Here is a 2,115-nt window from a genome sequence, read left to right on the forward strand (position 1 = left end):
CATGAAAGCAGAATATAATAAGGGATATTTATACTCAAAAATGATCCCATTCACCGGCCCTGGGATTATAAATCTCGTGGCTGAGGCTCAATAACGACTCAAGTCGTACAAAGATAAATACATAGAAGGGCCCGTGCAAGGGCGCGTCCAACAAGACGTTGTAATCCGACCCAATGAACTTCAGAGTGTTTTGCCTAAGTCTTGTGGCGCTTCGATTACTTGCAGTGGGCGGTTAAACTAAGCGTTAGAAACTACACAAACATTTGTGCAAATCGCCAGTAAAAGCATCGAGTAGTATGTAATCCTTTTATCACATTCTATATAATACGACACCAAACGAATGCCTAGAAACAGAGAAAAAATGGAATATCTAGAAGTAGATTATACGGATAAGTCACTTTTCGGCAGCGATATTGCGGATACAGAAAGTGATGAAGTGTTTGCCGCTTATGCTCTCGAAAGGCCTGAAGTAAAAGAGTTTCTTGATGGGAGTAATCCAATTCAGGTCGTGCGAGCTTATAAGGGTGAAGGTAAATCTGCATTACTACGTATTGTAAAAAACAACCTTCTTGAACGCGCACCCAACTCCATTGTCATCAACACGACAGGCGTTGATCTTTCGCCTGCGTGTGATAGCAGCGACTCTGATTTCTGGACTCGTGAATGGAAAAAGAAAATTTTGCACTTGGCAGCAAATGAGATAGGTAAAAGAATAGGTTGGGCATTCACAGATGATGCTATTTCTCTAGTCGAAGAAGCAGAACTTAATGGCTTTAAAGAACGCTCTTTTGTTTCTTCTATAGTCGATAGGCTCCAGTCTTCTAAAGTTCCAATACAAAGAACTCGCATTACTCAGGAAGATAGAGAACAGACATTAAAGCGTTGGCTACATAAAAAAGAACCGATCTGGCTTATAATCGATGATGTTGATCAAAATTTTGTTAATACTGATCGGTACAAACTTAAAATTGCTGCGTATTTTACAGCATGCCGACAAATTGTAACCGCAATTCCTGAATTGAAAATCAGAACTTGTGTAAGACCGAATGTATGGAAAATAATCAAAAGAGAATTTGAGGCTCTATCTCATATAGAGCAATTCATGCAAGATTTGACTTGGACGCCTGATCAAATAACTGAATTGTTGGCTAAGCGTGTTCAAGGATATTTTGAAAGAAAGGGGACTTGGAAGGAAGTCAAAAAGCATCTTCCTGATGCTCTTGATGTTAGAAACAAAAGGCTGATTTATCTTGTTTTTGATTCTCCTATGGCTTGGGGCGGAAATAATAGGAAACGACCAGCTGAGATAATTTTGAACTCACTCTCCCGAGGCAGACCAAGGTGGCTTGTTGAGCTATGTACAATATCCGCAGAAACAGCCTTTAAGAGAAAAGCCAACAGAATATCAATCGATGATATTATTAATGAATTGGAAGAGTTTGGAAAAAGGCGCATTGATGACACAATTGCCGAATTCTCATCTCAATGCCCTGCTATTGAAGAAATCCTAACTGCATTCTCGCAGCAGAATGAACGGTATCAGACTGATGAGCTGATGCAAGTGATTGGCAATCATATTGAAAACAAAATAACAATCAAGATATTTGGTATTCTCGGCGCACCAAACAAAAGGGAGATTGCACATTTCTTGTATCAAATTGGGTTTATTACAGCCCGTAGAGATTTTGACAATGGTGAGTACAAACATATCTCATTTGTTGAACAGCCTGACTTGTTCAAAAGCCGTCTTAATATTGATGATGGAGTTTCATGGGAAATCCATCCTGTATTCAGGCAAGCCTTAAAGCTGAAGAATGTAGAAACAAAGCAACAGAAAAAGTGGGCTCAGCGCAAGTAGTTTCTAACAAGTAAATCCAGGTGACTGATCTTCCCCCGCTTTAGTGGACACCTCATTACTAACTGAATGAGGTGTTAAATGGGAACCTACAGACCCGATAAACCGACACGCCGTTTTTCCAACGAGTATAAAGTCACTGCTGTTCGCATGACCTTCAAACCTCATGCTTTGATCAAGGATGTAGCAAATTCACTGGACATCCATCCCTTTATGTTGTCCCGTTGGCGCAAGGAATATTTCGAGGGCAAACTTGTGGC

General features: G+C 40.2%; 2 protein-coding genes. Both read left to right on the forward strand.

The features are described from left to right. Positions 1–361: 361 nt before the first annotated feature. Positions 362–1,858 carry a P-loop ATPase, Sll1717 family gene (locus WG89_RS28450; protein WP_062271153.1) on the forward strand — a complete coding sequence of 499 codons (1,497 nt, stop codon included), beginning with the start codon at positions 362–364 and terminating at the stop codon, positions 1,856–1,858. Between the two features lie 78 nt (positions 1,859–1,936). Further along, positions 1,937–2,115, forward strand: a 179-nt coding sequence (locus WG89_RS28455; protein WP_079254114.1) for a transposase, incomplete at its 3' end; no start/stop codon positions are given.

Origin of the sequence: Endozoicomonas arenosclerae, assembly GCF_001562015.1 — a bacterium.
Lineage (GTDB): Bacteria > Pseudomonadota > Gammaproteobacteria > Pseudomonadales > Endozoicomonadaceae > Endozoicomonas_A > Endozoicomonas_A arenosclerae.

Coding starts and splice junctions, on each gene's coding strand:
- WG89_RS28450 (WP_062271153.1), top strand. CDS start 362: ATGGAATATCTAGAAGTAGATTATACGGATAAGTCACTTTTCGGCAGC.